This window comes from Granulicella sp. 5B5 (assembly GCF_014083945.1).
Lineage (GTDB): Bacteria > Acidobacteriota > Terriglobia > Terriglobales > Acidobacteriaceae > Granulicella.
This window is the reverse complement of the sequence record NZ_CP046444.1, coordinates 2,654,709-2,677,017: the sequence shown is the minus strand read 5'-3', so window position 1 is coordinate 2,677,017 and position 22,309 is coordinate 2,654,709. Positions and strand designations below refer to the sequence as shown.

At 61.7% G+C, this 22,309-nt stretch carries 28 protein-coding genes and 1 rRNA gene; 19 read left to right on the top strand and 10 right to left on the bottom strand.

The features are described 5' to 3' along the window. Nucleotides 1–84 precede the first annotated feature (84 nt). From gatC to GOB94_RS11310, 4 genes are all read right to left on the bottom strand, one after another. A complete protein-coding gene (gene gatC, locus GOB94_RS11325; protein ID WP_182276017.1) occupies nucleotides 85–429 on the bottom strand; it encodes an Asp-tRNA(Asn)/Glu-tRNA(Gln) amidotransferase subunit GatC in 345 nt (114 codons plus the stop codon). Between the two features lie 72 nt (nucleotides 430–501). Continuing rightward, a complete protein-coding gene (locus tag GOB94_RS11320; protein WP_255484422.1) occupies nucleotides 502–813 on the bottom strand; it encodes a DciA family protein in 312 nt (103 codons plus the stop codon). A 26-nt stretch (nucleotides 814–839) separates the two neighbouring features. After that, the gene (locus tag GOB94_RS11315; protein WP_182276015.1) at nucleotides 840–1,607 is read right to left on the bottom strand and encodes a sugar transferase; all 768 of its coding nucleotides are present in this window, start codon (nucleotides 1,605–1,607) and stop codon (nucleotides 840–842) included. Nucleotides 1,608–2,205: 598 nt separating this feature from the next. Beyond that, complete coding sequence (locus tag GOB94_RS11310; RefSeq protein ID WP_182276014.1) at nucleotides 2,206–2,826, bottom strand: HAD family hydrolase; 621 nt, start codon at nucleotides 2,824–2,826, stop codon at nucleotides 2,206–2,208. Between the two features lie 183 nt (nucleotides 2,827–3,009). On the opposite strand from GOB94_RS11310, the gene GOB94_RS11305 reads away from it, so the two are divergent. From GOB94_RS11305 to hisF, 13 genes are all read left to right on the top strand, one after another. Next, nucleotides 3,010–3,597, top strand: a complete 588-nt coding sequence (locus GOB94_RS11305) for a thioredoxin family protein (RefSeq protein WP_182276013.1) — start codon at nucleotides 3,010–3,012, stop codon at nucleotides 3,595–3,597. Between the two features lie 22 nt (nucleotides 3,598–3,619). Next, entirely contained in the window at nucleotides 3,620–4,255 is a 636-nt protein-coding gene (locus GOB94_RS11300; RefSeq protein WP_182276012.1) for a carbonic anhydrase, read from the top strand. Nucleotides 4,256–4,647: 392 nt separating this feature from the next. Then, nucleotides 4,648–4,983 (top strand): phosphoribosyl-AMP cyclohydrolase, encoded by a 336-nt coding sequence (hisI, locus tag GOB94_RS11295; RefSeq protein ID WP_182276011.1) that lies wholly within the window; start codon nucleotides 4,648–4,650, stop codon nucleotides 4,981–4,983. A gap of 119 nt (nucleotides 4,984–5,102) precedes the next feature. Beyond that, a complete protein-coding gene (gene hisG / locus GOB94_RS11290; RefSeq protein ID WP_182276010.1) occupies nucleotides 5,103–5,978 on the top strand; it encodes an ATP phosphoribosyltransferase in 876 nt (291 codons plus the stop codon). Between the two features lie 30 nt (nucleotides 5,979–6,008). After that, the gene (locus GOB94_RS11285) at nucleotides 6,009–6,404 is read left to right on the top strand and encodes a hypothetical protein (RefSeq protein WP_182276009.1); all 396 of its coding nucleotides are present in this window, start codon (nucleotides 6,009–6,011) and stop codon (nucleotides 6,402–6,404) included. Between the two features lie 11 nt (nucleotides 6,405–6,415). Beyond that, nucleotides 6,416–7,690 (top strand): histidinol dehydrogenase, encoded by a 1,275-nt coding sequence (hisD, locus tag GOB94_RS11280; RefSeq protein WP_182276008.1) that lies wholly within the window; start codon nucleotides 6,416–6,418, stop codon nucleotides 7,688–7,690. Between the two features lie 23 nt (nucleotides 7,691–7,713). Continuing rightward, nucleotides 7,714–8,919: a histidinol-phosphate transaminase gene (hisC, locus tag GOB94_RS11275; RefSeq protein WP_182276007.1), complete on the top strand. Its 1,206-nt coding sequence runs from the start codon at nucleotides 7,714–7,716 to the stop codon at nucleotides 8,917–8,919. Beyond that, the gene (locus GOB94_RS11270; protein ID WP_182276006.1) at nucleotides 8,916–9,110 is read left to right on the top strand and encodes a hypothetical protein; all 195 of its coding nucleotides are present in this window, start codon (nucleotides 8,916–8,918) and stop codon (nucleotides 9,108–9,110) included. The genes hisC and GOB94_RS11270 overlap by 4 nt, the downstream gene beginning before the upstream one ends. Next, nucleotides 9,107–9,739, top strand: coding sequence for an imidazoleglycerol-phosphate dehydratase HisB (gene hisB, locus GOB94_RS11265; protein ID WP_182276005.1), 633 nt, complete (start codon nucleotides 9,107–9,109; stop codon nucleotides 9,737–9,739). Before GOB94_RS11270 ends, hisB begins: the two co-directional genes overlap by 4 nt. Before the next feature lie 187 nt (nucleotides 9,740–9,926). Next, nucleotides 9,927–10,178, top strand: coding sequence for an AbrB/MazE/SpoVT family DNA-binding domain-containing protein (locus GOB94_RS11260; RefSeq protein WP_182276004.1), 252 nt, complete (start codon nucleotides 9,927–9,929; stop codon nucleotides 10,176–10,178). Continuing rightward, nucleotides 10,175–10,591: a type II toxin-antitoxin system VapC family toxin gene (locus GOB94_RS11255; RefSeq protein ID WP_182276003.1), complete on the top strand. Its 417-nt coding sequence runs from the start codon at nucleotides 10,175–10,177 to the stop codon at nucleotides 10,589–10,591. The genes GOB94_RS11260 and GOB94_RS11255 overlap by 4 nt, the downstream gene beginning before the upstream one ends. Further along, entirely contained in the window at nucleotides 10,588–11,223 is a 636-nt protein-coding gene (gene hisH, locus GOB94_RS11250; RefSeq protein ID WP_182276002.1) for an imidazole glycerol phosphate synthase subunit HisH, read from the top strand. Before GOB94_RS11255 ends, hisH begins: the two co-directional genes overlap by 4 nt. Before the next feature lie 66 nt (nucleotides 11,224–11,289). Beyond that, nucleotides 11,290–12,060 (top strand): imidazole glycerol phosphate synthase subunit HisF, encoded by a 771-nt coding sequence (gene hisF / locus GOB94_RS11245; RefSeq protein ID WP_182276001.1) that lies wholly within the window; start codon nucleotides 11,290–11,292, stop codon nucleotides 12,058–12,060. An 85-nt stretch (nucleotides 12,061–12,145) separates the two neighbouring features. Here the strand turns inward: hisF and GOB94_RS11240 are convergent, their stop codons facing one another. The 3 genes from GOB94_RS11240 to GOB94_RS11230 form a co-directional block, all read right to left on the bottom strand. Then, nucleotides 12,146–12,484, bottom strand: coding sequence for a DUF4440 domain-containing protein (locus tag GOB94_RS11240; protein ID WP_182276000.1), 339 nt, complete (start codon nucleotides 12,482–12,484; stop codon nucleotides 12,146–12,148). A gap of 97 nt (nucleotides 12,485–12,581) precedes the next feature. Beyond that, nucleotides 12,582–13,664, bottom strand: a complete 1,083-nt coding sequence (gene pstS, locus GOB94_RS11235; RefSeq protein ID WP_255483870.1) for a phosphate ABC transporter substrate-binding protein PstS — start codon at nucleotides 13,662–13,664, stop codon at nucleotides 12,582–12,584. A gap of 98 nt (nucleotides 13,665–13,762) precedes the next feature. After that, entirely contained in the window at nucleotides 13,763–14,695 is a 933-nt protein-coding gene (locus tag GOB94_RS11230) for an AraC family transcriptional regulator (protein ID WP_182275999.1), read from the bottom strand. An 83-nt stretch (nucleotides 14,696–14,778) separates the two neighbouring features. Between GOB94_RS11230 and GOB94_RS11225 the strand changes: the two genes are divergently transcribed. Then, complete coding sequence (locus GOB94_RS11225; protein WP_182275998.1) at nucleotides 14,779–14,946, top strand: hypothetical protein; 168 nt, start codon at nucleotides 14,779–14,781, stop codon at nucleotides 14,944–14,946. Here the strand turns inward: GOB94_RS11225 and GOB94_RS11220 are convergent. Further along, nucleotides 14,933–15,592 carry a thymidine kinase gene (locus GOB94_RS11220; protein WP_182275997.1) on the bottom strand — a complete coding sequence of 220 codons (660 nt, stop codon included), beginning with the start codon at nucleotides 15,590–15,592 and terminating at the stop codon, nucleotides 14,933–14,935. The genes GOB94_RS11225 and GOB94_RS11220 overlap by 14 nt on opposite strands. A 179-nt stretch (nucleotides 15,593–15,771) precedes the next feature. Here GOB94_RS11220 and GOB94_RS11215 point away from each other — a divergent pair, with 179 nt between their 5' ends. From GOB94_RS11215 to GOB94_RS11195, 5 genes are all read left to right on the top strand, one after another. Then, the gene (locus tag GOB94_RS11215; RefSeq protein WP_182275996.1) at nucleotides 15,772–16,323 is read left to right on the top strand and encodes a superoxide dismutase family protein; all 552 of its coding nucleotides are present in this window, start codon (nucleotides 15,772–15,774) and stop codon (nucleotides 16,321–16,323) included. Nucleotides 16,324–16,673: 350 nt separating this feature from the next. Beyond that, nucleotides 16,674–17,381, top strand: coding sequence for a sigma-70 family RNA polymerase sigma factor (locus GOB94_RS11210; RefSeq protein WP_182275995.1), 708 nt, complete (start codon nucleotides 16,674–16,676; stop codon nucleotides 17,379–17,381). A 10-nt stretch (nucleotides 17,382–17,391) separates the two neighbouring features. Further along, the gene (locus GOB94_RS11205; RefSeq protein ID WP_255484420.1) at nucleotides 17,392–18,060 is read left to right on the top strand and encodes a zf-HC2 domain-containing protein; all 669 of its coding nucleotides are present in this window, start codon (nucleotides 17,392–17,394) and stop codon (nucleotides 18,058–18,060) included. Between the two features lie 107 nt (nucleotides 18,061–18,167). Further along, nucleotides 18,168–19,589 (top strand): hypothetical protein, encoded by a 1,422-nt coding sequence (locus GOB94_RS11200; RefSeq protein ID WP_182275993.1) that lies wholly within the window; start codon nucleotides 18,168–18,170, stop codon nucleotides 19,587–19,589. A 2-nt stretch (nucleotides 19,590–19,591) separates the two neighbouring features. Beyond that, nucleotides 19,592–21,241, top strand: a complete 1,650-nt coding sequence (locus tag GOB94_RS11195; protein ID WP_182275992.1) for a DUF4097 family beta strand repeat-containing protein — start codon at nucleotides 19,592–19,594, stop codon at nucleotides 21,239–21,241. Nucleotides 21,242–21,253: 12 nt separating this feature from the next. Here GOB94_RS11195 and GOB94_RS11190 read toward each other — a convergent pair whose 3' ends face one another. Next, nucleotides 21,254–21,757, bottom strand: a complete 504-nt coding sequence (locus GOB94_RS11190; RefSeq protein WP_346265620.1) for a phosphotransferase — start codon at nucleotides 21,755–21,757, stop codon at nucleotides 21,254–21,256. 380 nt (nucleotides 21,758–22,137) lie between these two features. Further along, nucleotides 22,138–22,254, bottom strand: a 5S ribosomal RNA gene (gene rrf, locus GOB94_RS11185). Nucleotides 22,255–22,309: the final 55 nt, after the last annotated feature.

Sequence of the window (22,309 nt, the reverse complement as noted above, 5' to 3'; positions counted from 1 at the left end):
GGATGGTCCTTGCGGTGGTGGCGGGTTCGAGAAGCAGATTCCCTGCGGGAATGACAACCAGAAAAGCGAAAGCGATGACGTTCGTTATCGCTCGATGACCTTAGGGACCTTGAAGAAGCGGCCGTCGGACTCGGGGGCCTGGGACATGACGGCGGCGCGGTCGATGCAGGGCTTGATGACGTCTGCGCGGAGAGACTCGCCGGCAAGCGCGGGGGCGATGCCGAGGGCCTCGGCGACCTGGGCCATCGGCTCAATCTGCGTGGTGTCGAGCTCCTGCAGCTGGGCGATGTGTCCGAGGATGGCGTTGAGATCGTGGGCCATGCGTGGGAGCTCTTCGGGAGTGAGCTCGAGGTTGGCTAGGTCGGCGACGTGTTGAACGTCGTCGAGGGAGACTCCGGCGTGGGCCTCAGGGGAGGCGGTAGTGGACATACGTGACTCCTGAACCGCTCTTGCTAGGAAGAGCTGTATTGATGATACCTGTGTGCGCAAGAGCCGCGGTGCTCAGGCTTTCGATGCAGGCCGGCGTGGAGGGCGCGGGGGCGGAGCGGGGAGATCGAACCGGATGGAAGAAAGTGAGACACCGGCGATGCGGGCTAGATCATTGGCGAGCGCGGAACGCATGTGCAGGAACTGCTGCATCCAGAGCTGCGAGGCCACGCGGACGTGCAGGACGCGTTCGTGGTCGAGTTGCAGGAGCTCACCGTGACCGGCTAGTGCCGGGCCGCATGCAACAGACCAGGCGGCGGCGAGACGGTCCTCGTCGGAGAGCTCACGGAGGCTGCGACTGAGAGAGTCGCGGAGCAGATCGCGCATCCGTTGCACGGGCTTGGACCTCGCGGCTAGTAGGCGCCGTGCTGCTTGACGACGGTGCCGAGGGTTTTGAAGAGGATGACGACGTCGCCGAGAAAGGACCAGTTGTCGACGTAGGCGCAGTCGAGCTCAATGCGGCGCTGATAGCTGGTGCTGCTGCGGCCGGAGACCTGCCAGAGGCCGGTGATACCAGGCTTGACCTTACAGTAGGCGATGAAGCCAGGACCGTACTTTTCCACTTCGGCGGCGACGATGGGGCGGGGGCCGACGAGCGTCATGGAACCAAGAAAGACGTTCCAGAGCTGAGGAAGCTCATCGAGACTGGAGCGGCGCAGGAAGGCACCGATCCGGGTGACGCGGGGATCGTCCTTGAGCTTGTGCGTGCGATGCCACTCCAGGCGTGCTGTGGGGTTGGCGGCAAGATACTCCTCCAGCACCTCCTGCGAGTTGACGCACATGGTGCGGAACTTCCACATGGTGAAGAACTTGCCGTGCCCGCGCAGACGACGGTGCGAGAAGAAGACCGGGCCCGGCGAACTGATCCGCACCGCGGCAGAGATGACGATGAACAGAGGAATAAGCACCGGCGAGCAGAGAAGAACCAAAAAGAGATCGAGCCCGCGCTTGAGGATGCGGTAGCTGAAGAGGGCAGAGGGGCCACGGGTCGAACCATGTGCAATGCCGGTGCCGCGATCAGAGACATGGCCTCCGCCGATACCCTCCGACGCAGCAGCGCTGCCGCCCTCCTGGAGGGCAAAGATGGAACTCGAAACAGATCCTGCACTAGACTCACTCATTTCGAAAGAAGCCGGCATACGCTATGGACACTCCCTCAGGTTGGGCAGCCGCTAAACAGGCAGGGCCTTGCACGGCAGCTTTTATTCCTGTTCGCGGCTGTTATATGTTCCCCGCCACTGTGTTTGCATCAGTTAAATAAAGTAAAGGCTAGCTTTCTGTGAGACATGTACCGTATCCGTGTTCCGCACCTTCCGGAGTCCCAAACAGCCGGGACAGGAAAGATAAACAGCCTACACCCTGGAACAGGGTGGAGAGGCTCGTCAGCAGAGCAGCTTCGGTATGCTCCACATATGTTACCCCTTTAGCACCAGTGAGAAGTAAAAAGACACTGGTCTAGAGAGTACCTGAGGGAAGCCACAAAATCTGTTTGATCTATAGTTTTTCAATGCGTTCAGTGTTGGCCGAGTTTCGTGCCCGTACTGGCCGTTAGAGTCAGTTTAGGTTAACGCCCGGGATGATCCCAGGGTGGAATCATCCCCCCCTCCACGTACATTGCGAGAGCTTGCCCGAGCGGAATCAAAATTGTGCCAACTGGCCGGTTTGATGCGTGATCTCGCGATAGGGCTGCCCAGCCCGGGGGAAGCCTCCTTCATGACGCTAAAACCCATTATCCACTTCACGTTGCGGCCGTTCCGAGGAATTTAGGGAACTGTTTAGACAAGAGGGCATAGACAGGCGACCCGCGATAGCGGTGAGTGAGCTCACCGGGGTGTGGGGGTGAGGACATGGGGCCGATTCGGTGCCGGCAAGGAGGAAGGCTTTGGACAGGCCGGCGGCACGGGCTGCGGCGATGTCGGAGCAGCGGTCGCCGATGAGGATGGAGCGGGTGAGGTCGAGGTCCAGATCGCGGGCGGCGCGGAGGATCATTCCCGGATTGGGCTTGCGGTCCTCGTGTTCCCGTTTGTAGACACCGAGGCCGTGCTCGGGGTGAAAAGGGCAGCAGTAAACACCTGCGAGTGGGATATCGCGGTCGGCGAACTGGTTCATCATCCAGCTGGTGAGGGTGTCGAAGTCCGCCTGGGTGTAGAGGCCGCGGCCGATTCCGGCCTGATTCGTGACGACGACGAGTTTGTAGCCGAGATCCTTTGCCGAGCGGCAGAGGTCGAAGATGCCGGGGACCCAGCGGACCTGGCCGGGCTTGTGGAGGTAGCCGACCTCCTCGTTGATGACGCCGTCGCGATCGAGAAAGAGGGCCGGAGATGGTGGGGATTGAGTCATTGAATGAGTGTGGGACCCTCCCCCGGTTTTGGGGCTATGATCCGCAGCCATAAAGGGTTAGGAGTGGAACCTGTTTTCTGGCAGGGCACTTTTGCTCTGGTGGCCTGTTCTATGGAGTGTATAGGCAGAGTGGGTGTTCAGGGGCTGGCTGGTTATGATGGGAGAGCTTGGGAGGTGTGGGCTATGTCGCGGACTGAGTCGATGATGGTGGAGTTGGGGACGGTGGCTCCGGCGTTTGAGCTGACCGATGTGGTAATGGGCAAAGCGGTTGGGCGGGACGATGCGGCCCAGGGCATGAAGGGGTTGCTGGTGATGTTTGTGTGCCCGCACTGCCCGTATGTGAAGTATGTGGAGGCGGAGTTGGGGAAGATTGGGCGGGACTACTCGGGCAAGATCGGGGTGGTGGCGATCAATTCGAATGACCTGGGCGAGTATCCGCAAGATGGGCCGGAGTTTATGCGGGAGCAGGCGGAGAAAAATGGCTGGCCCTTCCCTTACCTGCTGGATGAGACGCAGGAGATTGCGCGGGCGTATGAGGCGGCGTGTACGCCGGATTTCTTTCTGTTCGGCCGGTCTCCAAACGACGAGGAGCTGCGGCTGGTGTATCGCGGGCAGCTGGATGAGAGCCGTCCGCGGCGCGGCGACTTCGGCAACGATGTTCCGGTGACGGGCAAGGACCTGCGCGCGGCGATGGATGCCGTGGTGGCAGGCGAGAAGCCCTCAGCGGAGCAGAAGAACAGCATCGGCTGCAACATCAAATACAGACAGTAGTGAGTAGAAGAGGCAAAGACGCATGGCGGATGAGGTTCTGGAGCAACTGAAGGCCGGGGTGCGGCGGTTTCAGACGCAGGTGTATCCGCAGCGTGCGGAGATGTATGCGCAGGCAGCAAGTGAGCCGCAGAAGCCGCATACGCTGTTTATTACGTGCGCGGACTCGCGGATTGACCCGAACGAGATCACAAGCACGGGGCCGGGCGAGGTGTTTGTGACCCGCAACATCGGGAACATGGTGCCGGCGTATGGCGAGATGCTGGGCGGCGTGAGCGCGGTGATCGAGTTTGCGGTGGGCGGGCTGGGCGTGAAGCACATTGCTATATGCGGGCATAGCGACTGCGGTGCGATGAAGGCGCTGATGGACCCGGAGAGCGTGGCCAAGATGCCCTCGGTGAGGAACTGGCTGAAGAACGCCCACGCGGCGTTGAGCGTGGCGGAGACGCTGCATGAGCGGATGCCTGAGCGCGACCTGGTGCAGGAGCTGACCGAACAAAATGTGCTGCAGCAGCTAGGACATCTGAAGACGCATCCTTCAGTCGCAGCGGCGATGGCGGCGGGGGAGCTGACGCTATCCGGCTGGGTGTATGAGATTGGCAGCGGAGCAGTGCGCATGGCGGCGGATGGGAGCCATGTGTTCAAGCCGCTGGAGACGTAAGGGCTCGCTGCGGCCGGCTGACGCACCCTCCGAGGCTAAAGCCATTGGAAGGGAATTCTGACGTACGAACTAAAGTTCGTACCTTCAAAGCGACATGACAAAGAAACAGCCTGCCCGTGCGGATCAGGTTTGACTTTCAGGAGCGGGCAGCTTAGCGTTAAAGGCAATGAGCACTCTGCGCCACCATCATGGGCACCACCATCACCACGTGCATTGCGGGTTGGCGGCTGTGTCCGGTGGGGCGAAGTAAGCAAGAGAGAAACGCCCAGACAGGATTCCAAAGACAAGCCCGCTGACGCGACTACCGCGAGCGGGCTTTTTGCTGTGTGACAACAGAAAACGCCAAGGCCGCGAAGGACGCTAAGGGGACGCCAAGGAAAGACAGGAGAGATATGGAAGTGCCGAAGATCGATTTTGCGAAGGACAATGGGCTGGTGGCGGGGATCGTGCAGGATGCCGCGAGCGGACAGGTGTTGATGCTCGGTTTTTTGAACGAAGAGAGTTATCAAAAGACGACAGAGACTGGTTTCGTGACGTTCTGGAGCCGCACGCGCGGCAAGCTGTGGATGAAGGGCGAGACGAGTGGCAATCGGCTGCGTGTTGTTGAGGCGGCGACCGACTGCGATAACGATGCGCTGCTGTTCAAGGTGGTTGTCGAAGGCGATGGACTGGTGTGCCATGAGGGCACGGTGAGCTGCTTTACGAAGCCGATAGATACGAGAAGCTAGACGCGAGATACGAGTTACACGAGAAAGATTTGTGGCGACGCCGAGAAGCAGGTTCCTCCGCTGCGCTTCGGAATGACAGAAAGAAAAGCAAGAACAACTACAAAGGTGAGAACGAGACGATGGCGAACAAGCTGAAGCTGGGGATTCCGAAGGGCAGTTTGCAGGATGCGACGATTGCGCTGTTTGAGCGCGCGGGGTGGCGGATCTATGCGAGTGGGCGGAGTTATTTTCCGACGATCGACGACACGGAGATTGAGTGCATGCTGGTGCGCGCGCAGGAGATGGCGCGGTACGTGGAGCATGGTGCGCTGGATGCCGGGCTGACGGGCAACGACTGGGTGCTGGAGAACCAGAGCGATGTGCAGCGCGTGACGGCGCTGACGTACTCGAAGGCGAGCCGGACGAAGGTGAAGTGGGTGCTGGCGGTGCCTGAGGATTCGCCGTACCACAAGCCGGAGGACCTGGCGGGCAAGACGATTGCGACGGAGCTTGTTGAGTTTTCGAAGCGCTACTTTGCGGAGAAGAACATTCCTGTGAAGGTGGAGTTCAGCTGGGGCGCGACGGAGGTGAAGCCGCCGACACTGGCCGATGCGATTGTCGAGGTGACGGAGACGGGGAGCTCGCTGCGGGCGAACCGGCTGCGGATTATCGAGACGCTGATGGAGAGCGAGACGCAGTTCATCGCGAACAAGAGCGCGTGGGCTGACCCGTGGAAGCGCGCGAAGATTGAGACGCTAAGCCTGATGCTGAATGGCGCGATGGACGCCCAGAACCAGGTGGGGCTGATGCTGAATGCGAAGAAGGTCGACCTGGACAAGGTGCTGGCGGTGCTGCCGGCGCTGAACTCGCCGACGATCTCGCACCTGAAGGACGAGGAGTGGGTGGCGCTGAACACGATTGTGGAGAACCATACGGTGCGCGACGTGGTCCCGAAGCTGAAGGCCGCGGGTGGCACGGGCATTGTGGAGTATCCGCTGAGCAAGGTTGTTCTGTAACAAGAGCTGTTTGCAGGTAAGGAGTATGGGATGAGGATTTGGTTCTGGCTGCCGCTGGTGCTGGTGATTGTTGGACCGCTGACGTGGTTTGGCGTGCAGAAGCTGCGCGAGATGCGGGCGCAGAAGAAGGGCGTTGCGGTGTATGCAACGATGATCTCGATGGAGCCGGTGAAGGTGTTTGGGCGCTTTTCGGCGGCGATGAAGATCAGGCTGTGGGTGCAGGCGCCGGGCGAGGCGCGGCGTGAGGTTTCGCTGACGAGCCGCGTGCCGGAGGGCCAGAAGATTGAGGCCGGGATGATGCTGCCGGTGGTGATCGACCCGATGGACCCGAAGAAGATCTATCCGGCGAATGCGGATTCGATGAAGCGGATTCAGCTGACGGGGTCGCGCGAGCAGCGGCGGCAGATGCGCAAGAAAGGTCTGTAAGAGGAGAGCGGATGCGGATTCTGAAGACGTTTGGCGCGAGCGCGGATGCAGCGGCGGCGGCGATTGCCGAATTGGAGCAGCGCGGCGCGACGAACACGGCGAAGGTCGATGGCGTGGTGCGGGAGATTCTTGCCGATGTGCAGACGCGCGGCGATGCGGCTGTGCGTGAGCTGTCGGCGAAGTTCGATGGGCTGACGGAGGAACAGCCGCTGCGCGTGAGTCGTGAAGAGCTGCAGGCCGCGTGGGAAGCGACGAGCGAAGAGCTGAAGGCCGCGATGCGGCTGGCGCAAGCGAACATCCGCGCGTTTGCGGAGAAGCAGCTGCCGCGGGCGTGGAGCTTTCGTCCGAGCGAAGGGATGGAGGTTGGACAGATTGTGCGTCCGCTGGGCAGCGTGGGGTGCTATGTGCCGGGTGGGCGGTATCCGCTGCCGAGCACGCTGCTGATGACGGTGACACCGGCGCAGGTGGCAGGCGTGGAGCGCATTGTGGTGTGCTCGCCGAAGCCGGCGAGAGAGACGATGGCGGCGGCGTGGCTGGTGTCGCGCGAGGCCAGCAGCGTGGTGGAGTTCTATCGCGTGGGCGGAGCGCAGGCGATTGCGGCGATGGCGTATGGGACGGAGAGTATTGGAGCCGTCGATAAAATTGTTGGGCCGGGGAATTTGTATGTGACGGCGGCGAAGGTGGCGGTGTCGCAGGTGGTGGGCATTGATATGCCGGCGGGGCCGACGGAGATTGTAGTGACCAGCGAGGTGGGCGATGCGACGGGGATCGCGGCTGACCTTGTGGCGCAGGCGGAGCATGATCCGGAGGCGCTGGCGGTGCTGATCACGAGCCAGGAGCAGCTCGCCGAAGAGGTGGTGCTGGAGGTGAAACGGCAGTCGCAGGAGAATGAGATTGCGAAACGGTCGCTGGCGGCGCAGGGGTTTGCGTTTGTGACGGCGAGCGTGGATGAGGCTCGCGAACTGACGAACCGGCTGGCTCCGGAGCACCTGACGGTAGATGCTGGTGCGGATGTTCGCTGGGTGAAGAATGCGGGCAGCGTGTTCATCGGCAACTATGCGCCGCAGTCGATGGGTGACTACATCAGCGGGCCGAACCATGTGCTGCCGACAGGGCGCAATGGCCGCGTGCGCGGCGGGTTGAGTGTGCTGGATTTTGTGAAGGTCATCACCGTGCAGCAGTACACGCTGGATGCGCTGCGTGTGGTTGGGCCGCATACGATTGCGCTGGCTGAGGCTGAAGGCCTGGTTGGGCATGCAGAGAGCGTGCGCGTACGAATGCGGTAGTTGCAGAAGATAGAGAGAGGCTTATGAGTGTTGCTTCGAAACTTGCTGGCGGGATTCCGCAGTCGTTGCTGGATGAGCTGCGGGCTGAGGGTGGCCCGGATGCGGATGTGCTGCTGCACAGCCTGAGCCATCTGCCGGCGGCGGCGCACGTAGAGCCGCGGCGCGCGGTGCTGGCGATGCCGGAGTATCATCCGCCTCTCGCTGGCAGAGACGCGCTGCGGCTGGACTTCAACGAGAACACGTTTGCGCCTTCGCCGCGGGTGATTGAGAAGCTGCGGACGCTGACGGCCGAGTCGATGACGGTGTACCCGGAGCGGCATGGCGTGGAGACGATTGTTGCGCAGCACCTGGGGCTGGACAGCGACCAGATCATTCTGACGAACGGCGTGGATGAGGGCATCCACCTGATGGCGTGTGCGTTTCTGGATGAGGGCGATGAGGCGCTGATCTGCACGCCGACGTTCTTTATGTATGACGTGTCGATCAGTATGATGACGAGCAAGCTGAAGCGCGTGCAGACGGACGACTCGCTGGAGTTTCCGTTTGAACGGTTTCTTGAGGCGATCACCGCGAAGACGAAGCTGATTATCGTCGCCTCGCCGAATAACCCGACGGGAGCGACGGTGAGCCGCGAGCATCTGCTGGCGATTGCGAAGGCCGCTCCGCAGGCCGTGCTGATGGTGGATGAGGCGTACTTCCACTTTTATGGCGAGACTACGCTGGGCGATATTGCCGATGTGCCGAACCTGATTGTGGCTCGAACGTTTTCAAAGGCCTATGGGCTGGCGAACCTGCGCATTGGGATGCTGGCAGGCGATGCTCGGCTGATCGGATTTCTGCGCAAGGTGAGCTCGCCGTACAACGTGAACGGCGTTGCGCTGGCAGTGCTGCCGGAGGCTGTTGCTGACGACGCGTACATCAATTGGTATGTGGAGCAGGTCCATGCGGGGCGCGAGCGGATCTTTGCGGCGTTGAAGGAACTGGGCGTGCGGACGTGGCCTTCCGCCGCGAACTTTGTGCTGATGGATATTGGGTCCAGGCACAAGCAACTGTGCGAGGTGATGCGCGCGAAGGGCGTGCTACTGCGTGATCGGTCGAGCGATCCGGGGTGCGATGGGTATGTGCGGATCACGGTCGGCGTGGAGGAGCATGTAACGCGTGGAATTGCCGCGCTGCGGGAGTCCATGGCAGAGATGCAGTGGACGCCAGCCGAAGGACGCGGGCGATGAAGTCGGCGCGCGGGCGGATGCTGGTGATCTCGTGGAGTGTGATTGGCCTGACCCTGCTGGCAGTGGCGATGGTACAGCAACTGAGCGGCTGGGAGCTGCGCGTGTTTGTTGTGCTGTATGGGTTGGTGATGGCGGCAATTCTTGCCTATGTTGCGGCGAAGATGATGGAAGCGAAGCGGAGACGGCGATGAGCGATGTGGTGAACGAAGTGGGCATGAGTGCGGCTGCGGGCGGGCGCATTGGCGTGATCGAACGGAACACGCTGGAGACGAAGATCTCGCTGCGGCTGGAGGTGGATGGCACCGGGCAGTACACGGTGAGCACGGGCATCCGGTTCTTCGACCACATGCTGGAGAGCTTTGCGAAGCATGGTGGCTTCGACCTGACGCTGAAGTGCGTGGGCGACCTGGATGTGGACCAGCACCACACGGTGGAAGACGTGGGCATTGCGCTGGGCGAGGCGTTTGCTGAGGCTCTCGGCGACAAGCGCGGGATTCTGCGCGCCGGCTACTTTGTGATGACGATGGATGAGACGCTCGCGGTGTGTGCGGTGGACCTTTCGGGGCGTGTGGCTTGTGTTGTGGATGATGCGCTGACGGACCGGCTGGTGGGTGATCTGGTGACGGAGTTGATCCCGGACTTCTTCGATGGGTTTGCGCGGGGTGCGAAGTGCAATGTGCATGTGAAGGTGATGTACGGGCGGAATAACCATCACAAGATTGAGGCGATCTTCAAGGCGTTTGCGCGGGCGATGCGTGGTGCGTGCAGCAAGGATGAGCGAATGAAGGAGTTGCTGCCGAGTACGAAGGGGCTGCTGTAGAAAGACAGACAGTAGATAGTAGTGAGTAGACAGTAAAGAGAACGGCGGCCATGGGCGAGAACGCCCAATTGAGGATGCACTGAAGGCAGAGAAGCTTGTGCTACCGCCATGGGAAAGCCTCAACCTATGCTGCCGTCGAACACGGTCGATATATACCTTGATATATACTAAGAACGGGAGGGCAACCATGCCAGCAGCCGCCAAACTTTTCATGAATGGACGCAGCCAGGCAGTCCGTCTGCCTGCAGAGTTTCGCTTCGAGGGAGATGAAGTGAACATCCGCAAAGATCCTGCGACCGGTGACGTAGTGCTCTCTCAGCAGAGGACTGGAAACTGGGACGAGTTCTTTCATCTGGTCGAAGAGTTGGGGCCCATCGAAGAGGACTTCCTTATGGAGCGGGATCGCACTCCGCCGGTGCCCCGAGCCTTCTCCAAGTGATCCGCTTTCTGCTGGACACGAACGTCGCGAGCTTTCTCACCAAGGGCATAAGTCCGCCCCTGATGCGACGGTTCCGCGACACGAACAAGAGCGATGCCGCTATCTCCACGATCACCGAGGCGGAGATGCGTTTTGGCCTCGCGCTGCTTCCGTCCGAAGCCAAGGTTTGGCGAACCGTTCCTCCTTTTTTGCGGGAGATCGCCATCGAGCCATGGGATTCGCGGTGTGCGACGCGCTATGCGGAGCTGGCCGCAAGGCTTCGACGCACAGGCCATCCGATGAGCGCGTTCGACACGATGATCGCCGCGCATGCACTCGCCTACGACTTTACGCTGGTAACAAACGACAAAGCCTTCGCGCGGATCAAAGGTCTTCGCGTGGAAGATTGGACGAAAGGACCACAACGAGCGTGATCGCTGTTATCGACTACAAAGCGGGCAACCTTACTAGCGTTGTGAAAGCGCTCAAGTTTCTTGGCGCGGATGATGTTGTCGTGACGCAGAAGCCTGAGGACGTGTTGAGGGCGGAGAAGATTGTGTTGCCGGGGGTGGGGCACTTTCAGGCTACTCAGTTGCTGGAGGATCTGCGGCTGACGCAGGCGGTGCGGGAAGCAGTTGGCAAGGGTGCTCCGTTTCTGGGGATCTGTGTTGGGTTGCAGTGGTTGTATGAGGGGTCGACGGAGGCTCCGGAGACGGCGGGGTTGGGGCATTTTGCTGGCAAGTGTGAACGCTTCCCTGCCGTTGAAACCAAGCTGATCAACGGAGAAAAAATAGCCGAGGAGTTGAAGTCGCCGCATGTGGGGTGGAACTCGCTGGAGGATGTGCGGGCGGAGTCGCGGCTGCTGCGTGGGATTGCGCCGGGGAGCTTTGTGTACTACACGCACAGCTGGCGTGCTCCGCTGAGTGCGGACACGGCGGCGAGCACGATGTATGGTGGCAAGTTTACGGCAGCCGTGGAGCGCGGGAATGTGATGGGTGTGCAGTTTCATCCGGAGAAGAGCGCGGAGACCGGGTTGAAGGTGTTGCGGAATTTTCTGGAGCTGTAGAAGCCAAAAGCAAAAGCGCTCCCGCAAAGTGCGCGAAGTTAGCCAAGTTTCGCAAAGGAAGACGGAATGCTGACGAAGAGAGTGATTGCGTGTCTGGATGTGCGCGGTGGGCGCGTGGTGAAGGGGATTCAGTTTGTCGATATTGTCGATGCGGGCGATCCGGCGGAGCTGGCGCACCGGCATGCGGCGGCGGGGGCGGATGAGATTGTGCTGCTGGATATTACGGCTACACATGAGGGGCGCGGGACGCTGATCGATACGGTGAAGCGGACGGCGGCGACGCTGTTTGTGCCGTTTACGGTGGGCGGCGGGATTCGCAGTGCCGAAGATGCTGAAGCGGTGTTTACGGCGGGTGCGGACAAGGTGTCGATCAACAGCTCGGCGATTGCGCGGCCGGAGCTGATTGGAGAGATTGGCGCGAGCTTTGGGGCGCAGGCTGTGATTGTGGCGATCGATGCTCGGCGTGGGGTGAACGGCGTTAGCGATGCTGAGGTGTATGTTGCCGGAGGCAGGAAACCAACGGGTCGCAATGTAGTTGAGTGGGCAAAAGAGGCGGAGCAGCGTGGTGCGGGCGAGATTCTGCTGACCTCTATGGACACTGACGGTATGCGCAACGGGTTTGACTGCGAGCTGACGCGCGCAGTGAGTGAGGCGGTGCAGATTCCTGTGATCGCGAGTGGTGGTGCGGGCAGCGCGGCGCACTTTGCCGAGGTGTTCAAGGCAGGCAAGGCGGATGCTGCGCTGGCGGCGAGCATCTTTCACTTTGGGGTTACGGATTCGCGGGCGTTGAAGGCGGAGGTTGCCGCGGCGGGGGTTCCGATGCGGCTGCCGTGCTGAAGGCCCGACGAACATCGTGCTAGAGAAGCAGGTCTCTCCGCTATGCAGAACGATGGAGCTGCGCTGGATGCCGCGGGCGTAGGAGTTAGGGATTAGGGATGACGGTGCCCTGGTGGAAGAGGACGCGCCAGTGGCCGTCTTCGAGACGCCAGAGGCTGCTGCGCAGGGAGCGGCGCGTGGGCGTGGTGGCCGTATAAGTGAGCAGCGCGAGGCCGGGAGCGAGTTCCTGAAAGACGAAGTGGTCGCTGGTGATGGGGTAGTGCTCCTCGGCGGCGAGGGAGACGAGCATGGTGGGCTTGTCCCAGATGCGGCCGGAGGCGCCGAACTCGCGGAAGTCGTCGGAGAGAAGATTGGCGGCGTTCTGGCGGGTGGATGCTGTGTGGAGACAGCGTTCGAGCTCGATGAGGTGCGTGGCGAGGTCCATAGAGGCAGAGAGCAGAGGAGAAAAGGAGTAGAGGGTAAGGATCTTACGCGCCCACCCATGACGGTGGAGATGTCATGGGTGGGCGCGTGCTTGATGCTTACGGGATGGGCTGGCCGTTGACGGTCATCTGATTGAGGGTCTGCTGGTCGTACTGTTTGACGCCGTCGGGGAGTGGCGCGTAGTTGAGTTGTCCTGCGGTGGCCTGACCGTCGCCGATGATGTACTGCACGAAGCCCTTGAGCGCGGTGCGCTTGGCCTGGTCAGTGCCGTCCTTGGGGATGAGCAGGAAGGTGAGGATGGAGATGGGGTAGGCCTGGGCCGCACTGGCCGGTGGGTTGACGATGGGGCTGCGCGGGTCCTTGCTCAACTGGTCGGAGAAAGCAGCGATGGCCGCAGTGGTACTGGCTGTGCTGGGCTGCACGTAGTTGCCCGCGAGATTGCGGACGCTGGCGATGGGCAGCTTGTTCTGTTGCGCATAGGTGAGCTCGACGTAGCCGATGCCGCCGGGAAACTGACGGACCTGCTCGGTGACTCCCTCAGAGCCTTTGGCGCCGACGCCAGCGGGCCAGTTGACCGCGCCGCCCTGACCGACCTTGCTCTTCCACTCGGGGGAGACAGCGGAGAGATAGGTGGTGAAGGCGGCGGTGGTGCCCGAGCCGTCGGTGCGGTGCGCGACGACGATCTTGGAGTTGGGCAGGTTGATGCCGGGGTTGTCCTTGACGAGGATGGGGTCGTGCCAGGTGGTGATCTTGCCGAGGAAGATGCCGGTAATGGCGTCCGACGAGAGCTGGAGCGGCTTTGCGAGGCCGGGCAGGTTGTAGGTGATGCAGACGGGGCCGGCGGTCTCGGGGACCTGGAGGACGGGCTTCATGCCGGCGAGTTGCGCGTCGGTGAGCGCGTAGTCGGAGGCGCCGAAGTCGACGGTGCCGTTCTTGACCTGCTGCACTCCGCCGCCGGAGCCGATGGACTGGTAGTTGATCTGGACGTTGTTGTGGAGGTCGTTGTAGGACTGCGCCCAGTGCGACATGACCGGATAGACGAAGGTGCTGCCCGCCCCATTGAGGACAAAGTTCTGATTAGCTCCGTTACCGGAAGATTTGCAGGCCGTGAGCGACATGGCGAGAGCTGCCGCGGAGAGTACAAGACTGGCTTTGATGACGTGCTGCTTCGGTAAAAGCATCGTTCCCCCTGTTACTGGTTGAGGGCTTTCGGTTTTCTGGCCCTATGTAAAGTTATGTGCGCACAGGGACAGTGGAGATATCTGCGGCCGAGATAACTTTACCGGATTTTCATGGAGTAATGCCCGCTCTGGCCCCTGCGCCAGGCATCCGGTGACTGCCCTTCGCGTTGACGGAATGTCCGTACGAAGTTGGCCGGGTAGCGAAAACCCGCAAGGACACTGACGTTCTGGATCGGCAATTTCGTGGTTCTGAGCAGAGCCTTCGCTTTTTCCATACGCTGCTGCAGCAGATATTGATAGGGAGTCGCGCCGGTCGAGGTCCGAAACTCATGCGCGAAGTGGGACTCACTAAGCCCCAGCTCGCGTGCAATCTGTCCGAGTCCAATGTCTTCGGCGAGATTGGCGGTGATGTATTCCATGGCCCGCTTGAGGAGAGACAGGCTGAGGCGACCCTTGAAAGGCGGAGAGATCTGCTGATTGGAGTGGTTCCTGAGCAGGCTGGTCTGCAGCCCCAACGCCAGCAGGTCCGCGTAAAGTGCGCCAAGCGGCCAGCCCTCGCGGGTCTCTCTTCCCATCTCCGTCATCAGGTGTTGCAGGGACGAGTCAAAGAGGGACCAGGCTGACTTTATCTCCAGGGGATGCTGCGCTCCCAGCTGTGAGGCCAGCTTCTCCAGCGGCTCATTCTCAATGGAGAGGACCAGCCTTTCGGAATGGCCCTGCCAGCGCAGACGATCGCGTGTGCCGGGAGGAATGACAATCAGAGAGCCCGGCCGCGTTGGTTCGACCGCGTTCTTGCCACGCTCCCACCACTCGAAACTTTGAGTGCCTGCGAGCTGCAGGTGAAGACACAGGGTAGGGTGTTCGTGTTCCAGAATCTCGCCGGGTGCCACACGATGCTGTTCCAGAACGACACCGTTCCACGGCTGTAGTCTTGTCGGAGTTGCCTCTTGTGAGACAAGCAAGGGGACCAGATGGCGACCACGGACAACGGCGACGCGTCCCTGCGGGCTTTCGATATCCTGCCTCTTCATCGGAGTTACGTTTCTCGCAGCATTTGCATATCAGCCGGGCTGTCTGTCCGCTCCAATGGATATGGACAGGAGGGATGCCAATCATGAAAAGCCTAACCGATATCGTGAGCGAGAGTTTTATATGGGGTGTTGGGATTACCCGGCCGAAGGCTGGGAAAGAACGCCTCGCCGCTTATTACATTACGGGGGTTCTGGCGGCGACGATCCTGGGCGTTCTGGGAGCGTTTCTGTTCGTAATCACCCGGTTTTAGTGAGAGGGACCGGCGACGGCAGCTCCAGTTGCGCAGTGAGCTCCAGTTGCTGGGCGGGCGAGTCGCCGGCGGGGTGGAAGTGGGCGCGGCAGCGGGCTTCGTAGAGACCGGCGGCGCCTACGACGACCAACTCCTGCGAGGAGCCGAGGCGTTGGGTGTGGATGGCTGAGGCTCCGCAGACCATGCAAACGGCGGAGAGCTTGGTGACCTTGTCGGCGAGGGCCATGAGATTGGGGACGGGGCCGAAGGGCTCGTTGGAGAAGGTGGTGTCAAGGCCGGCCATGAGGACGCGCTTGCCGAGGGCGACGAGCTCGAGGGCGAGCGGGATCAGGTGCTCGTCGAAGAACTGGGCTTCATCTACACCGATGACGTCTACCTCGGCTAACTGCGGGTAGAGGTGCTCGCGGAGGCGGTCGGTGGTGGCAACGGTGACGGCTTCGTGGGTCTGCGAGCTGTGGCTGGCGATGGCGGTGCGGTGGTAGCGGAGGTCGATATCGGGCTTGTAGCAGGCGACTCGCTGGCGAGCGATGCGCGCACGCTTGAGGCGGCGGATCAGCTCCTCGGACTTGCCGGAGAACATGGGGCCGGTGATGACTTCTAAAACACCAGGTTGCGGAACGCCGGGTTGGGCTGCGGGATGAGACATCGTTGCCTCATCGTAATCAACGAGACGCGGTGGATAAGTGGGGCGGGAGAGGGAGTAGAGGATGGGGGATAGAAGATAGAGCAAGACCACGAGATCGTGGCGGATTGGGCGCTCCGGGAGCGGAGGCAGAGCGTATGCTGGTGGTGCAACTTCCAAGAGATAGCCAGGAGGATGGTTCGATGCGCTGGAGCTGGTTGATGATGTGCGGCGTGGCGGCGGGTATCGCTACCGTTGGTGCAGCGCCGATGCGGGCACAGGATGCGGCCAAGCCCGTTCCCAAGGAGATCAAGGTGCCGCTGAAGGGCGTCGATGGCGCCGATGATGGCTATGTGACCTTCAAGACGGTGAAGAAAGGTGTGAAAGTGACGGTACACCTGCAGAACCTGGCGTTTGGGCCGCATGGCGTGCACGTCCACCAGAAGCCCGTGTGTGAACCGCCAGACTTCAAGAGCGCTGGCGGGCACTTCAACCCGGATGGCAAGCACCACGGCTACATGAACATGGCAGGCCACCACAACGGCGATCTGCCCAGCAATGTGCTGGTGGGCGAAGACCACAAGGGCGAGGCGAGTTTTGTAATCACCTCGATCTCGTTGGACCGCAGTGCGCCGAACTCGCTGATGCTGGATGGCGGTACGAGCGTGGTGGTGCATGAGCATGCCGACGACGAAAAGAGCGATCCGGCTGGCAACGCGGGCAACCGGGTGGCGTGCGGGGTGATTCAATACTAGGGAGTAGGGAGTGGGGAATAGAGAGCTGCTGGTGTGGTTTCTTTGCCACACTGGGTTGTGGAAGGCACTGATACCAGTAGAATTACCGAGTTACAAGACTGCTGGCTGCCTCCTGCTCTCGATTCCCTGCTTTAACGGAACTGTTACGGGGGCGTTGCGTATGAAACAACATGGCGACGGTAGCAGTTTCGGCGATGTTGCAGCGGGGAACGAGGACGGGCTGGCGGAGTGCGCCGCGTCCAGTGAGCCCAGCTGGCGACCGTGCAGCAGGCCGAGCTACAGACCGCACGCAGGGCCGGGAGCGAGCAGCTGTTCCGGAGCGCGTGAGCCATCAGGAGGTTCGACCCGTCATGAGGTCGTCCCACGAGTTGGAACCCGGGCCGCAGGATGCAGGACGCAGCGGCGGCACGGCGATGGCAGGACAGGCGGGAGCGGTGAGCCCGGAGCGGACGGCTGCGATGGCCGAGCAGCGCGAACTGGCCGAACTGGCCGCGCGGTGCCTGGCAGGCGATGCAGCAGCCTGGGAGAAGCTGGCCCGCACGCAACATCGCCGTATCTATGGCATCTGCTACCGGTTTACGGGTTCGCAGAGCGACGCCGAAGACCTGACGCAAGAGGCGTTTTTGAAGATGTATCGCAACCTGGCGAGCTTCGACCCCGCGAAGGGCGGCTTTACGACCTGGTTGACGACGCTGACCCGCAACCTGCTGGTGGACAACTACCGGCGGTCGCGGATGGAGCGCGCGTCCGATTCGCTGGACGAGACGTACGACGGCGAAGAGGATGGAATGACGCGCGGCGATCGCCTGGCCGATACGGGCAAGAGCCAGGAGCAGGTGGTCGCCGGAATGGAGCTGCGGATGCAGATCCAGGAGGCGTTGAAACAGGTTTCTCCGGAGCTGCGCGAGGCGGTGATTTTGCGCGATCTGGAAGATATGGATTACAAGGATATCGCTGAGGTACTGGGCGTTCCGCAGGGTACGGTGAAGAGCCGGATCAGCCGCGGGCGGGCAGAGCTCGCAAGGTTGTTGAAACGTATAGAAGGGCAGGTGATGTGAGTTGGCGAACATGACTCAATTCGAAGGATTTGGTGAGACTCCGGCGAACTGCGCGGTGTGCGAGGCGATGCTGCCCGAGGCCGTGGACGGTACGCTGACGGCAGACGAGCAGCGGGCGTTTGATACCCACGTTGCCAGCTGCACGCACTGTGCGCAGGAGCTGGCTGAAGCCCGGCGCGGCGCGGCGTGGCTTTCGATGCTGAAGTCGAAGACGCCGGAGCCGCCGGTGGGCTTGCTGGAGCGCATCCTGGCGGAGACCTCGGGCGTGGCGGTGCCGCAGGCTGTGGCACCGGAAGAGTTCGCTACCCCACTCATGCGCGATGAAGCTGCGCATGAATGGGGCACCCAAGGCGCAGCGAAGGCGCAGGGCGGCTGGAACCGCCGGTGGTCCGAGACTCGCGTGAAGCTGGGCGAGATGTTCTCGCTGGGCAATGCAGCGATGCTGCTGCAGCCGCGCCTGGCGATGACGGCGGCGATGGCGTTCTTCTCACTGGCGCTGACACTGAACCTGATGGGCGTGCGAGTGCATGACCTGCGGGTGGCGGACTTTACGCCCAGCGGCATCCGGCGCAACCTGGCCGACGCCGGGGCGAGCGCGACAAGGCAGTTTGAGAACATGCGCGTGGTGTACCAGATGGAGTCGCGCATGAACGAGCTGAACGGAAACGGACAGCAGTAAGAGCAACAGGCAGCACAAAATTACGGAGCGATCAGGATGGACGGCTGGCAAGACCAGCCACCGCACGAGTGATTGATTGGCCCAGGGATAGAAGGAAGGCGCGTACGATGAGCGACGAGACAAATTACGGGACCAACGCCCCCGGCAACACGGAGGCCCCGGCGGGAACGGCCGGGACGGCAGAGCGAGTGGGCTTCTGCCAGGATTGCGGGACACCGCTGACGCGGGAGACGGCACGGCCGGTGGGCACGGGGGTCTTCTGCGAGCCATGCCTCGCGGCTCGGGTGGGATCGACGACAAGCAATCAGCAGGGATATACGACGGTGCAGCCGGTGGGAGCAGTGCCACCCGCGGGTGCAGTGCCTCCGATGGGCGCAATACCGACGAGCCTACCGCACCCAGTGCTGGCAGGTTTTCTGGGACTGATCCCCGGCGTGGGCGCAATGTACAACGGGCAGTATGCCAAGGGCGTGGCCCACCTGGTGGTGTTCGTGGTGCTGGCTTCGTTGAACGACCACGTAAATGGGATCTTTGGGTTGTTGGTGGCAGGGTGGGTGTTCTACCAGGTGTTTGACGCCTACCACACGGCGAAGGCGCGGCTGGAAGGCCGGCCGCTGCCGAACCCCTTCGGACTCAATGATATTGGCGAGCGGATGGGCTTTGGACGCCAGCCGGGTACAGCTGGAGCAGCCGCAGCGGGTGCAGGCGCGGCGGCCCCACCGCCTGCGGGCCCGGCTTGGACGGGAGAACCGGTGAACGCTGGACCGACGACTTACAGCGCACCGCATGGCACGGCAGGCTACACGGCACCTGCTGGCTACGCGCCGCCAACCTCTGGCCCGGACTGGGTAGGCTATGTGCCGCCGGTACATTTCGCATCGGCGCCCAATGCAGGCGCGTGGAGCACGCCGGAGCAGTACGCAGCGACGATGGCCGACGACATTCGAGCGCAGGCAATGCGCGATGCGGGCGTACCCACAACACCTTACACACCGACCTACTCGGGCAGCGCCCAGCCCTATGCCGCTACGCCGGTGCCTGTGACCAAGCGGTTCCCTGTTGGCGCGATCTGGCTGATTGGCCTGGGTGTGGTGTTCCTGCTGTTTGAGTTTGGGCAGGAGTGGGGCTGGAGCCTGAACTTCAACTGGGTGCTGGCGCTGCTGTTCGCGAGCCTGGCTGCGCTGATACTGGTGCGGCGGCTGCATGCGGGCGTCCCGGTGATGAGCATTCTGCGCGCGCCGGTAGCGATGGCCGTGCTGGCTCTGCTGTTCCTGCTGCAGGCGCTGGACGTGGCCTCGCTGGGGCGGACGTGGCCGATCCTGTTCATCGTGTTCGGCGCGGTGCTGATTCTGGAGCGGACCTCGCTGGCGAATGCGGCCTATGGAGTACCGGTATATCCGGCAGGCGGCTCCGTAGTGCCGCCGATGAACGAGGCGGATGCCGAGCGGACCCGCGCAGCATGGGCGGCGTCGAACCCGACTGAGAGCCAAGCAGCCGACCTGGCGAATACTCCGAAGGGTGGGCAATAGACATGAGCGCGTATCCACCACCACCGCCTATGGGCGGAGCACCACCGCCTGCGGGCGGACCGTATCCTCCCTATGACCGCAACGCGGCGCGGGCACAGTATCGCGCACAGCAAGCTGCCTACCGGGCACAGCAGAAGATGCAGCGCATTGCCTGGAAGGCCCAGCGCAGGGCGACGCGACGGACCTCGATCGTTGGCCCACTGATCCTGCTGGGGCTTGGTGTGTACTTTTTGCTGGTGGAGCTGCACCGCGTGTCGGCGTTCTATGCGCTGGAATGGTTCGGTCACTGGTGGCCGGTGGTACTGATTGCCGCAGGCGTGATCCTGCTGGCGGAGTGGGCGCTCGACCGCGATCGCGCGGCTGAGATGGGCTGCCCGCGCTCGATTGGCGGCGGCATTGTGTTTCTGCTGGTGCTGCTGATTCTCACGGGGCTGGCCTCGCAGGCGGCGCTGCGCGGGCTGGAGTGGAAGCATCAGAAGTTCGGTGAGGGGTTCGGCAAGCTGGATCAGGTACTGGGCAATCGCAGCGACTCCTACGACGATGTGAGCTCGGCGATTGCGGCAAATGGGCTGCTGGTGATCCGCAACCCGCACGGCGATGTGACGGTGAACGGCACCAGCACCGACGGCCAGATGCACGTGAGCATCCACAAGAGCGCGTACGCCTGGAACGAGGCGGACGTACAGACCAAGATGAAGCAGCTGGAGCCGGCGATCCAGCACGACGGCAATACGACGACGCTGAGCGTTGCCGGCGTCGTGGGTGGCCAGGCCGACCTGACCGTGACTATGCCGCCAAGCAGCGGCATTACGGTGAACGCCGATCACGGTGATGTGACGGTGAGCGAATTGCAGAAGCCGGTGACGATCTCCGCCAACCACGGCGATGTGGATGTGAGGGAGATCGCTGGCGACTTGCAGGCCACGATCAATGATGACGATGCATCGGTTTCCGTGAAGGATATGACGGGCTCCGTGACGATCAACGGGCACACAGGGGATATAAACGTCAACAATGTGACCGGACCGGTGGCAATGCAGGGAGACTTTTACGGCACGACCGATCTGCAGAACGTGAGCGGCTCAGTGCGCTTCGACACAAGCCGTACGCACTTTCAGGCGGCAAAGCTGGGCGATGAGTTCTCCGTGGAGAGCGATAGCTTGAACGCTAGCGCGTTGACAGGGCCGGTGGTGCTGAAGACCACCGACAAGAACATTACCCTGGATCGGGTGCAGGGCAGCGTAGACGTGATCAACAGGAATGGCGAAGTGAATGTGACGAGCGTGGCCCCGCTAGGCACTGTCTCCATACAGAACACGCATGGCTCGGTAGATGTAGGGCTGCCGCCTGGGTCATCCTTCAAGGTGGACGCGAGCACGCGCAACGGCGATATGGAGAACGACTTTGGGCTGTCGCAGCAAGACAACGACGACAACCACACGCTGCACGGCTCGGTAGGGGGGGGCAGCACCAAGGTAACGATCTCGACCACTGATGGCGATGTGACGCTACGGAAGGTGACTGCGGCCCCGATGCCTCCGGCGCCACCAGCACCGCCCGCGATGACGGAGAAGGCTCCCAAGGCGCCGGCAGCGCCCAAAGCTCCGAAGGCACCGGTGAGTGACAAGGCGCCGAAGAGTTACTCGTTCTAACCGCGGCGGTAGTTACTTTTGGTTTGAATAAAGAGGCGGCAAAACGCGGAGCGCTGTGGACCAGCGCTCCGCGTTTTGTTCTATGTAGATCGCAGCCTGCTCCCAGTAGGTTCCATGGCCTTCCTGATAGAGCCGGGCCCACGGTTGATGCCCCGTTAGCGAACTCTGATAGAGCAACTGATACATCGCCCGTGTACGGGTCGCTAGAACTGGGATGAATGCTGCGATCTCAGCTTCGCTCAAGCCATAACCGGCAACGATGTGACCAAGCCGCTTCGCATCTGATACGGGATCTCCGTTCGCCATCAAAGGGACGAAACTCTGCGCTGCATAGGCCAGGTCCCACAGAAGTGAGCCGGGCCCGCTACCATCCCAATCAATAAACACCCACTTGGCACCGTCACGCACAAGGTTCCAGGGCGCAAGATCGTGGTGACAGATTATAGATTCACTGTCCGCTTTGATGGCGACGTTCCAGCGAGCCGACGCAGGAGGCACAAAGGTGCGTGCAACCACATGAAGCTGCCGGATCAACCGTCCCAGTCTCTGAAGTTCCAGCAGAGATAGCGGGGGTAACGTATCGGCCGTGGAGCCTGGAATATATTCGAGAACCTGAGAGCACGCGGTGCAGCTTCGAAGCCTGCAGCGTGGAGGTGTCCGAGGAAGGCCTCGACAGAATCACTCGCCTCCGTTGCCGGCTTTCGGACCGTGTCTCCAACGCGGACGACGAAGCCGGCTACATTGCCGCCGCTCAGTGGCTGCTCGAAGTCACTCACTCGCCTGGTCTAGGCGTCGGCGCGGGACTGTCAACACGGAAGCTGGAAAGCAGGTTGGTTGAAAAAGGATAGGGAGTTAAGCAGCAAAGCCCACCACGAGGGCGGGCTTTGCTTGAATTATGCCGGCGATCACCTAATCTCCCACACACTTACGCGTGCAGTACCATCGGCCCAACGAGGCTTAACTTCCGTGTTCGGGATGGGAACGGGTGGAACCCTCGCGGTAAACTCACCGGCAAACTTGAGAACTTGCGCCGCAGCGCGATCGTTCACAACTGAATAGATTGAGCAG

Bases quoted from the DNA above. Each gene is read 5' to 3' on its own strand.
- GOB94_RS11225 (WP_182275998.1), top strand. From the start codon at position 14,779: ATGAAAAGCCTAACCGATATCGTGAGCGAGAGTTTTATATGGGGTGTT.
- GOB94_RS11300 (WP_182276012.1), top strand. From the start codon at position 3,620: ATGGCGGATGAGGTTCTGGAGCAACTGAAGGCCGGGGTGCGGCGGTTT.
- GOB94_RS11215 (WP_182275996.1), top strand. From the start codon at position 15,772: ATGCGCTGGAGCTGGTTGATGATGTGCGGCGTGGCGGCGGGTATCGCT.
- pstS (WP_255483870.1), bottom strand. From the start codon at position 13,664: ATGCTTTTACCGAAGCAGCACGTCATCAAAGCCAGTCTTGTACTCTCC.
- GOB94_RS11205 (WP_255484420.1), top strand. From the start codon at position 17,392: ATGACTCAATTCGAAGGATTTGGTGAGACTCCGGCGAACTGCGCGGTG.
- hisF (WP_182276001.1), top strand. From the start codon at position 11,290: ATGCTGACGAAGAGAGTGATTGCGTGTCTGGATGTGCGCGGTGGGCGC.
- GOB94_RS11310 (WP_182276014.1), bottom strand. From the start codon at position 2,826: ATGACTCAATCCCCACCATCTCCGGCCCTCTTTCTCGATCGCGACGGC.
- GOB94_RS11220 (WP_182275997.1), bottom strand. From the start codon at position 15,592: ATGTCTCATCCCGCAGCCCAACCCGGCGTTCCGCAACCTGGTGTTTTA.
- hisD (WP_182276008.1), top strand. From the start codon at position 6,416: ATGCGGATTCTGAAGACGTTTGGCGCGAGCGCGGATGCAGCGGCGGCG.
- GOB94_RS11240 (WP_182276000.1), bottom strand. From the start codon at position 12,484: ATGGACCTCGCCACGCACCTCATCGAGCTCGAACGCTGTCTCCACACA.
- GOB94_RS11195 (WP_182275992.1), top strand. From the start codon at position 19,592: ATGAGCGCGTATCCACCACCACCGCCTATGGGCGGAGCACCACCGCCT.
- GOB94_RS11260 (WP_182276004.1), top strand. From the start codon at position 9,927: ATGCCAGCAGCCGCCAAACTTTTCATGAATGGACGCAGCCAGGCAGTC.
- GOB94_RS11230 (WP_182275999.1), bottom strand. From the start codon at position 14,695: ATGAAGAGGCAGGATATCGAAAGCCCGCAGGGACGCGTCGCCGTTGTC.
- gatC (WP_182276017.1), bottom strand. From the start codon at position 429: ATGTCCACTACCGCCTCCCCTGAGGCCCACGCCGGAGTCTCCCTCGAC.
- GOB94_RS11315 (WP_182276015.1), bottom strand. From the start codon at position 1,607: ATGAGTGAGTCTAGTGCAGGATCTGTTTCGAGTTCCATCTTTGCCCTC.
- hisC (WP_182276007.1), top strand. From the start codon at position 7,714: ATGAGTGTTGCTTCGAAACTTGCTGGCGGGATTCCGCAGTCGTTGCTG.
- hisI (WP_182276011.1), top strand. From the start codon at position 4,648: ATGGAAGTGCCGAAGATCGATTTTGCGAAGGACAATGGGCTGGTGGCG.
- GOB94_RS11305 (WP_182276013.1), top strand. From the start codon at position 3,010: ATGTCGCGGACTGAGTCGATGATGGTGGAGTTGGGGACGGTGGCTCCG.
- GOB94_RS11210 (WP_182275995.1), top strand. From the start codon at position 16,674: ATGAGGTCGTCCCACGAGTTGGAACCCGGGCCGCAGGATGCAGGACGC.
- GOB94_RS11200 (WP_182275993.1), top strand. From the start codon at position 18,168: ATGAGCGACGAGACAAATTACGGGACCAACGCCCCCGGCAACACGGAG.
- hisB (WP_182276005.1), top strand. From the start codon at position 9,107: ATGAGCGATGTGGTGAACGAAGTGGGCATGAGTGCGGCTGCGGGCGGG.
- GOB94_RS11320 (WP_255484422.1), bottom strand. From the start codon at position 813: ATGCGCGATCTGCTCCGCGACTCTCTCAGTCGCAGCCTCCGTGAGCTC.
- GOB94_RS11270 (WP_182276006.1), top strand. From the start codon at position 8,916: ATGAAGTCGGCGCGCGGGCGGATGCTGGTGATCTCGTGGAGTGTGATT.
- hisG (WP_182276010.1), top strand. From the start codon at position 5,103: ATGGCGAACAAGCTGAAGCTGGGGATTCCGAAGGGCAGTTTGCAGGAT.
- GOB94_RS11285 (WP_182276009.1), top strand. From the start codon at position 6,009: ATGAGGATTTGGTTCTGGCTGCCGCTGGTGCTGGTGATTGTTGGACCG.